Source organism: Nostoc sp. LEGE 12447 (assembly GCF_015206985.1).
Taxonomy (GTDB): domain Bacteria; phylum Cyanobacteriota; class Cyanobacteriia; order Cyanobacteriales; family Nostocaceae; genus Nostoc.
Map to the genome: position 1 here is coordinate 1 of NZ_JADEXT010000101.1, position 8786 is coordinate 8786.

6 protein-coding genes are annotated in these 8786 nt (G+C 38.6%); 5 read left to right on the plus strand and 1 reads right to left on the minus strand.

What is annotated here, in order from left to right; genetic code table 11:
• Together IQ274_RS35910 and IQ274_RS35915 are read left to right on the plus strand one after the other, a co-directional pair.
• The coding region (locus tag IQ274_RS35910; protein ID WP_228058632.1) for a hypothetical protein at positions 1 to 524 on the plus strand (524 nt) is incomplete at its 5' end.
• A 13-nt stretch (positions 525 to 537) separates the two neighbouring features.
• Positions 538 to 939: a hypothetical protein gene (locus IQ274_RS35915; RefSeq protein WP_194145197.1), complete on the plus strand. Its 402-nt coding sequence runs from the start codon at positions 538 to 540 to the stop codon at positions 937 to 939.
• A gap of 218 nt (positions 940 to 1157) precedes the next feature.
• On the opposite strand, the gene IQ274_RS35920 is transcribed toward IQ274_RS35915, so the two are convergent.
• Positions 1158 to 1688: a hypothetical protein gene (locus tag IQ274_RS35920; RefSeq protein WP_194145198.1), complete on the minus strand. Its 531-nt coding sequence runs from the start codon at positions 1686 to 1688 to the stop codon at positions 1158 to 1160.
• Positions 1689 to 1736: 48 nt separating this feature from the next.
• Here IQ274_RS35920 and IQ274_RS35925 point away from each other — a divergent pair, with 48 nt between their 5' ends.
• The 3 genes from IQ274_RS35925 (at position 1737) to IQ274_RS35935 (ending at position 8499) form a co-directional block, all read left to right on the plus strand.
• Positions 1737 to 6530, plus strand: coding sequence for a hypothetical protein (locus IQ274_RS35925; RefSeq protein ID WP_194145199.1), 4794 nt, complete (start codon positions 1737 to 1739; stop codon positions 6528 to 6530).
• Between the two features lie 885 nt (positions 6531 to 7415).
• Positions 7416 to 7895 (plus strand): type II toxin-antitoxin system antitoxin SocA domain-containing protein, encoded by a 480-nt coding sequence (locus IQ274_RS35930; protein ID WP_194145200.1) that lies wholly within the window; start codon positions 7416 to 7418, stop codon positions 7893 to 7895.
• A 1-nt stretch (position 7896) separates the two neighbouring features.
• Positions 7897 to 8499: a type II toxin-antitoxin system PemK/MazF family toxin gene (locus IQ274_RS35935; RefSeq protein WP_109012817.1), complete on the plus strand. Its 603-nt coding sequence runs from the start codon at positions 7897 to 7899 to the stop codon at positions 8497 to 8499.
• Positions 8500 to 8786 lie beyond the last annotated feature (287 nt).

Here is an 8786-nt window from a genome sequence, read left to right on the forward strand (position 1 = left end):
TTATCTGGAATGAATTGGGAGACGACACCCTCATTGCCTTCTTCGCCAATGCCGATGCTGTCGCCCAACGTATCCAAGAATGGAATGAATACCGATTAAAACAAGAAATTGCAGCCAAAGAACGCACCATTGATATCCAAGTAGATAAAGCCTCTGATGCGAAAGCCACCCAACTTGCTGCCCAAAAGCTTTTAAAACTCCAAGCTTGGAATCAAGCACAAACGCAACGTCAAGAACTTCGTCACAAGCGGTTTGAACAATTCAAAGAACTTCTTTTCTGGGCTGGTGCTTGGGTCGGCTCTGGTCGCTCTGGTACTTTATTTTTCCTGAGTGGCATTGTCACATTCACTACTCTTGGGCTAATAGCAGGACTCAACTGGCCTACTACCATCGCTTGTAAAAGTGACTCTGGGGGATGTTATTTACTGCGATTAGACAAGAAAACCGTGATTCTTCCCCAACAATTCAAAAATATCCTTGCTGAGTACGAACGTAATAAGAACAAATCCAAACGTCGTAAATAATTAAGAAATGCTCATGTCTGAACTACAACAAATCAAGCTTTGGGATGATTGGGACGATATTAATTTGTCTACTCCCGAACGTCGGATTGAACGCTTAGAAATTCTACTGTGCCAAAAAGTACATAAAGGCGAAGATATCTCTCAATGTCTGCAAGTTTTGGAGTACTTGAAAAATTCTACGACTCACCAGAAGTTGGAGTCTGTTTTCTTTAGGCAAGTTCAGTCTAAACTGACTTTCAACTCGTGGCAAATAATTGGTCAGGCTACCTTAATCTTTTTAGTCGCTATTCCTTGCTATTTTGCGACGTATAAAATAGCTACTTCATCAATATCTAATAATTCTTCGTCGGAATTATCTCTTAGCAAACAATTATCAAAAAACACCCTACCACACAGTAGAAAACACCATAGATAAACACAGTGACAGTGCGGTATATTTATTTACTGCACTGCGATTAATGACTATGATATTCCATCAGCAATCTCTAAAATCTTTCAAGTCAACGAAGTAAAAAGGCAGTTTATGAATATTTACTTTCATGCCAAAGTGAGGCGATCGCTTTTTTTCACATATTAGGTCAAATCACTGCATTTGATGGATAAAAACTTTCTTTACAGGGTAATTCACCTACTTTAATAAGAGGTGTCCTTGTCGAAAGGCAAACTGTCAACATCCTCAAAGTTATGCAGGTCTTGCTCCATCTGCTGCCGACGTTGGACGTAAGTTCTGCTAGCGCCAATCCTTTCTTGCATTTCCTGTTGACCGAAATTGATGCCCATTTCAGCGTATTTGGCTGATACTCGATTGTAGTTATCGACATCAATTTTCTTACGCCGTTCCATTTCCTCTAACCATCCAAGGCTTGTACCTTTTTTAAGCTCAGATTCAAAGTATTCCTGTTTAAGAGAACCGTCAGGGTTAAACTGTGTTTTCTCTGTTGGGGTGAAAAAGTCGTATGCCGTGTAGACAGGCCAAGGTTCTGGGTCGGTTTCGTCCAAGTGCTTCCACTCGTCATATTCTTCTTTCAATCTACGAGCATAGTCATCGACTGCTGCTGGGTTTGAGCCGGTAGATATTTTTTGTTGCCTTACTTCATCTTTTAATGTTCCATCTGAATTGAATTCTTTACGGTTCATATTTATCCAGCGTTTTATTCTTGACATGATTAATCCCTCACAAGATTGGTAAAAAGTTAACTAACTTAAAGTCTTATGACTCTTCAATTTAAACACTTTGACACGAGAATAAATCAATGGATTCATGATGACGGAGACAAGAATAATCCTGATTCAATTTTAACCGAGAAAATAGATAATACCCTATTGGAATCATATTTTCCAGGCAAAGAGTTTTCTTTTGGGCATATTGATGAATATAGTAAACCAGAGGATTTACAAAATCATCCAGAAGGACATATTCTTTTATTATCTTCTAAAACCAGACTTCTCTATGGCTCTCCAGAATGTTTAGAAGTAATTGATAAATTATGTCCCGATAGAAAAGATAGAGGTGCTTATGGGTCGATTTTTCTAGGTGGTTGTAAAAATTTCATTAATGAAAAATTAAATATTTTAATTGTGAATGATATTACAGGAGAGAATGGAGGATTTATTAAAGATGAGGATGCTTTCAAGTTAGTGGGCGATTGTTATGGACAGATATCAACTCAAATTTATGACCGTTTGACCCAAACAGAGCAACAACAAAATAAAGATTATCATATTATTCAGCATCGCTTTGCTTGGACAGAAGCTGATGGAGAAGATAACCAATATCGTTTTGGTAAAGGGACTTTACGACCATATAAGTTAGATAAAGTAGAATATTTAGACCCAAAGATTAAATCCAAAATTGACTTAATCATTCCCATATCCAGTTTTAAAGGTACAGACAAGGATAATCCTAATGGTGCTAGTAAACCCCAAATTAAACCAGGACTATATCAGCAAAAAATCTGGTTAGGTGAAAAATCGCAGTCAGAGCGAGGTCAGACAGCCATATCACAACTGTTGGCATCATTTCCTCAAGGGATCAAAGATTTCGCTGACGAGCTAGAGGCACAGGCTCAAAAGCTAGCCGAAAATCAGGATGACCCAAGGATTGTTGCACAACTTTATTGTGAAAAATACGAAAAGCGTAAGGCTTTGACTGAATCACAGAAAGCATCTTTATCAAAGCAAATTACTGAGCAAGCTGGTGATGGCTCATTAGCTAAACAATTAGAACTAGTGACATCGAATGATGCTGATGGAGAATATGAGATAATCGATGAAAATAATGAATCACCGAAAGATGATTTGTTGATGTATAAACTCATAAAGGCTGATTTAGTTGGGGGACATAATCAGCTTTTAGAAACTGAAAAAATTAAACAAGAACTGAGTAGATTTGTCCAAAGCGAGTGGAGAGATATAGCATCTGGGAGAACTTTAATATTTGATCGAGGAATGATTATCCCATCCAAAGAACTGAAAAATGGTGAAATCTGTGTTCCTTGGATGGATGATGGAGAAAAGGTTCTTAATTTTCGTTCTCCATTCCTCAACTCTAATGGTTTATGTGTATCCACTAATAAACTTGTTGATGATAGATTAGCCCCAGATGGAGTAAATCTTAAAGGCATTATAGTAGTCAATGATGAAGATCATAAACGCATTTTAGCAAGGCTTAAAACCAATGAAGTTGCGCCAATTGAAACCGAATCAGAACGGCAAGCGCGAGATTTTGACGGTGACTGTATTGGCGTGGCGCTGGCTAGTAAATACCCTAACCTGACAGCAGAGGCAGAGCAAAGAAATCTTCCCAAAAACGCCTATTCGCCCACGGTTAAGCTCAAAAAACAATCATTTTATGATCCCACCGATGGAACCCAACCCCCATTTGAAAAAATCGCTATCCACATGAGCGACAGCATCAGCGTGGGCATAATCAACAATCAAGTGACAGCACTGGAAGCATTAGAATCAGAAATTGAGGTACTAAACACTTATGGTACTTTAGAACAAAAATTAGAATATTTAGAGCAAGTATCTAGCCATTATCAAAGTTTATTTGAACAGGAACATGGCGAGAAGCCCAAACCAATTAGAGCAGAGTACAAACCTTTCATGCAATCTGTTGTAGCTCTAGCAAATAATCCTAACAGAACGCCAGATATTATTCAGCAGGCGATGGATGTTAACCGTCTGATGTACCGAGAAATGATTGGTGAGGGATGTTATCAAAACCAAATAGCGGTTGATTTATTCAAAAGCGCTAAAAAACCTGAGATGAATTTAATTAGGGAGAACAGCCGCTACTTGTATCGTGATGTTAATTATATTAAAGATAAGAAATCTTCGTCAGTTTATTTAAGCACGGGGATAACACCAAAGGGCTACTCACCAGTAGAATTATTGATTAGCCAAACCAATAAATATTTCCAAGAATCACAGTTAGAATCGCGCCCCATCGTTCAGTTTAAAGACTTGTTCAAAGGAGTGGAATTTACACCACAGCAAAAATTTGCAGCGATCGCCGCCAAGTACGAGTTTGATCTGAAGTTCAACGCTGCGGTACGTATGGAGCGACGGCGGGAAACCGAGAAAGGGCCATCAGCAATCGTCCAAACTCCACAGTCTTGCCAACTCGAAATTACCAATCTCACCCATTACGAACATCCTCTGATTTGGAAAGCCCAAACGTTGAACATTCGCCTAGACGAAATACCAGAGAAATGGCGAACTAAAGAACGCCCCCATAAATTATTAGCAGTTGCACAAATCAATGGCGAGGTTGGGTCAGATGGAAAACCCGCTTACCGCAACCTGGGGACAGTTAGCCAACAATCTGTGACTGACCACAACCTCAAATCGGGGATGACCATGCAGGGAGCTAAACTCCTAGAACTAAAACCAGAACTTACTAGAAGCCAAACTAAATTACTTTTCAACAAGGCACAGGAGACGGCTCTCGCATTTTACGCTTCTATCCCAGAGTCAGAAAAACTTGCATTCGCCGCCGCCGCTTGGAACATCTGTGCATCTCGCCAAGATGAACTCGAAGTTGCAAGAAAAGAAAACGCAAACCCCCAAGCGATCGCTAAAAAAGTCTCTAATTTTGCCTTCGCTGCTTTCCCCAATGAGATTATCTCTCGCTTAGATAAATTGCAATTTACTGAGCCAAAGTTAGTCACATTAAATAATGAAGCGAATCAATTTTTGGGTCGAGACTGGAACAAGGATGATTTGCACCCGATAGAAATTAGAGCTAGTCACCACCCAGTCGGACATGAGCGCCATGTTTCCAGGCTAATATTTGTACAGGATGCTGACGGCGAATATAAGGAATTCGCCATGCTCGAAACCAGAACCGCACAGCTTCCTATTGGTACAAAGGCGCAAGCAAGTATGGTTGGGGTAGAACCTGCTACTGCCAAAGCAACTATTGGGCTGCCAGGAAACGAGCCGATTGAAATTACTATCCGTGAACTCAAGAACTTCTCTTATGCAGGACTTGTTTTTAACGACAAACCCGTAAACTTAGAATTTGGCACTGTGCCGATTCCTGATAAAACAGTAAAAATCAAACTTGATGGCAAAACCCTGGGTGAGTTAGACAGTGATTCTGTCCAACAGTTAAAACAAATTGATTACCTGAAAAATGGTAATCCTCTAAAGTTAAAACTTACTTCTATCTCCGAAACTGGAGATCAAGCTTTTGTTCTGGGTGAATCTCCCAATGGGAATCTTCTCAAAATTAATAAAATTAACTTTTATGATTTTTCTGGTCAGACATTCAATGATCAAGATTACCGAAAACTGACTATCGAAACCTCAGCTTCTAAAACTAGAGATGCTGTATTTTTGAATGGTGAACCCTTGGGGGTATTGCACTTCAAAAAAGACAAAGACGCGCTCAGGCAGCTTGGACTACTCAAAACCGGACAACTAACCCCAGCACCCGCTATTATTGAAAGTAATTTTTCTGTTATTTGCGCTCAAATAGACCCTAATACCGTTGAATATCCTACTATTTGGACGAAGGAATTCCAGGCTTTTGGGACTCAATCAGTTAACCCTCAACAACAAGAGATGATTGAGAGTAGCGCGAAAATTCTACATCAGATTAAAGAGCGTCCTACTTTCTTATTTTTGACAGAATCAAACAAAAAACTTGGAGTCATGGGTCTGGCTGTTGACAACCAGAAAGCTGAGACTGTGACTAAATGGTTAACTGCTCAAAAAGTTGAATGGAAACAACTACCAATAGAAGATGTGATCAGGGAAACTAAAAAAGGTCTAGCTGTATTTAACTTGGTTGATAGCTCCATCCCTGCCAAAACTTTAGAGAGCATGGCCAAGAAATTTGGGGCTGTGATTGAAACGGATAGTGAGTATCAACAAAGGGTTAATTCCCTCGCCACACGACCGCAGTTTTTGAAACCACCAGAACAAACAGCACAATCCCCACCTAACCAATCAACTCTATTACTCTCCACTACTCCTTTTACACCAGACATTAGTAATGGTGCGAAAACCGAACCTCTAAGTGTAGAGAAGCTCCCGACAGTCACTATTGATGACTTGAGAAATTGGTACAATGTCGCAGATAAGTTAGGGAAGCCGGAGAATTACAAAAAACGCATTGTAGAAGTGGCTAATGGGTTTAAAGCTGGTGAGCAATTGTCAGCCGAAGCGTTGACAGTAATGAATCAAGATAAATTTGAGCTTGAAGCCATCAGTCGGTTGACTCAAATTGCTCAAAGAATTGGCATGGTTTGGGGTAAGTCTAATGAAAATGGTACTCAAGTCCAAGGGAAAATTTATGACTTGGCTTTCAATACCCAGCAGAGAGATTTAACTATTTCGCAGAAAAATGGGGAGGTAATTTTCAACTTACAATCTGGCAAGGTGCAGACTAATAAAGTAACTCCACAGATATTGCAAACTTTTGAGGATGCTAATACTCAAATTGATAAAATACTAGCTAAATCTCAAACACAACAAATAGACATACAAAGATAGATTTATCTGCCTCCGGCAAGGCAGAAGTCAGAGGGTAGTTCTTGCTGTAGGAAAGAATAGAGTTATAACTTATGGTGTGTATTAGCTTTATTATTGATGGCTAGTACAGCGTGACGGAAATAAAACTACCATTCAAAATAAATGAAAACCTCGTGCCGTAATCATTTTGACTTTTGACTTTCGTTTTGCGGTACTAATTACTTCACGGGTTGTTTTTCAGATTTCAGTATCAATTGTTAATAAATTTCGTTTAAGCACACTGAAGTCGCAGGTTTCCTTCATTTAAAGATGCGTCCAATTCAAGCTCTACAGGTTCAAGCGATCGCTCCATGAATTCGTCTTCCTAGTCCCTGCTGAAACAATCAGCTTACGGTAATGCATGAACCGTAAGCTGGTAGCTTCTACGAGAAAATCACATCAAATGGTAAAAAAGTGTTTGATAGCTCTTATAAAAATGCAATCGCCACAAATTAAGCTTACTTTCAGAGTACCCCAACCGTGCGGCAAGGTTCAAAGTTCCAACATTGTGGGTGGATGCTTGGTGTCAAAGGTACTTTGTGTCGTCTACGGAAATGATAAAGTAGCAAAAGGTTATTCAGCGAGATGCGACAAGTCCATGAGACACTCACAACACATGAGATTTTAGTCAAAGATTGTGTCGGTTACATTAATCGTGTACTATTTTGTTAGTACAAGTATACTGTGGTCTACGATGAGTAAGCCAAAAAGTGTTAAAGATTGCAAAAAAACAACTATAATTAACCGATAGAAACATTGGATAAAATCTTTATATTTTATTAAATAAAAAGGATTATGAATCTTTATATACATTTATATTTGTTCATTAATTAGACTATTTTGTGACAGTTAACAGAGAGAAAGGTCATGTTGGATAAACTAATAAAATATTTTGTCTACGCGACAAAAGGGTATATTACAAAAACACAGCTAATCAAGTTTTTGTATTTAGCTGATCTTTACTCTGTTAAGTGGACAGGAAAGCAGCTGACTGATCTAGATTGGCGTTATTATCAATTTGGCCCTTGGAATGAGGGTATAGATGCTGCTTTAAATGAAATGAATGGAAAAGAGATTATTCAAGAGTCTCAGTATAATGCAACATATATTAGACCTGTGAATCAAGCTGCTCAGGCAGATGATTTGGACATACCTCTCAGTATTAAGTTTGTACTGGATAATATTCGGAGAGAGTGGGCTGGCTCGGATAAACTGAATCAGTTACTAGAGTATGTATATAGCACTGCTCCAATGCTGGAAGCAAAAAATACCCATCGACCAGAAGAGAAAGTTAAACTTAACTTACAAGCAGAAAGAGAAAAATTAGTCAGTGAATTAGGATTGTAAAGTGGCTGGAAAAAGACCTAGACAAGGTTGGATCTATTCTACAAATCCCTATAGGGTATCTCTTCGTTGCAAACTGGGTCATATTCATATTTATAATTTAGATGAGCCTGCTGAAGTAGAATGTCAAACTTGTAGTGAGAATATTAATTCAAGTAGGGTTTTTAGAGGTACACATCCTTATATCATCTGGACAAGTGATCAGTTTCAAGATGAATCTGGATATATAGCAACGTTTTCTGTTATTCCTCTGACTTCACAAACTACATTTAACGGTTTACCAACCACATATCCAATTAATTCTACAAGTAGAAATGGTCTTGATAAAAATTCCTACGCTTTAGTTCATCAAATATGTACTGTTGATGCTAATTGCTTTAAAGGCTCATCAGCCAATTGGTTAGAGAGAATTGGACAATTGGATAAAGCAGATAGAGAAGCTATAGAAGAACGTTTAAAGTATTTTTTGAGTATTCAAGAGAATCCTAGTGAAGACTGGTTTGCTCAAAATGCGTCTCCAGAACTTTTGAAAAAAATCTTTGATTATCTACCTGAAGATACAAAAAATTTAGTAATAGAAGAATTAATTAACAATTTAGACTCATAATACCTGTATATTTATCAATAACATTGATATTCTAATTATTACAAATTGGGCAATCTCTTTACTGCTGTTAGCTTGGTCAGTGCAAAGTGCGATCGCTGATGGAATGGCACGCTTGATTTATGTGAAACCTGCTTGCTGAGTATCTTATTGGGGTAGGGTGTAGGGTGTTGACTTTGAGAGCTTAAGGGTGGTAGCTTCTCATGCAAGAACTATGTAGTGCGCTCAAAGTCAATGCAAGAGTTTAAAAGCCCAAGCAGTCGGTTGGCAAGGCTATTTCACAAGGGTCG

Bases quoted from the DNA above. Each gene is read 5' to 3' on its own strand.
- IQ274_RS35915 (WP_194145197.1), top strand. From the start codon at position 538: ATGTCTGAACTACAACAAATCAAGCTTTGGGATGATTGGGACGATATT.
- IQ274_RS35920 (WP_194145198.1), bottom strand. From the start codon at position 1,688: ATGTCAAGAATAAAACGCTGGATAAATATGAACCGTAAAGAATTCAAT.
- IQ274_RS35930 (WP_194145200.1), top strand. From the start codon at position 7,416: ATGTTGGATAAACTAATAAAATATTTTGTCTACGCGACAAAAGGGTAT.
- IQ274_RS35925 (WP_194145199.1), top strand. From the start codon at position 1,737: ATGACTCTTCAATTTAAACACTTTGACACGAGAATAAATCAATGGATT.